General features: G+C 39.2%; 1 protein-coding gene. It reads left to right on the top strand.

The annotated features are described in order from the left end of the window. A partial coding sequence (locus ACVC3Y_RS00295) for a hypothetical protein (RefSeq protein ID WP_452225744.1) occupies positions 1-296 on the top strand: 296 nt, incomplete at both ends.

The raw sequence follows: 296 nt of genomic DNA, 5'->3' as shown, positions 1-296 counted from the left end.
TCTATTGGTCCAGACCTAACGGCTTGTACGGTTGTAGATGAAACCATAGAATGTAATGGAACAGATAATGAAACCATTGCTAACGATTGGAATGCTGCTAATATATTAGCACTTCAATCTTGTGGTACAGATAGCTGTGATGCAGATGCTGTATTTGATGTAACTTCCGATTATGCATTTACGAACCTTGCTTCCACTTGTGGTGCTGGTGGTACTATTACTGTAATCTATACGGTATCGGATGATTGTGATAACGAAACTACACTGACTGCGACACTTACTCTTGAAGATTCTAT

It is taken from the genome of Lacinutrix cladophorae (assembly GCF_053604645.1).
This window is presented reverse-complemented; position numbering and strand designations above follow the sequence as displayed.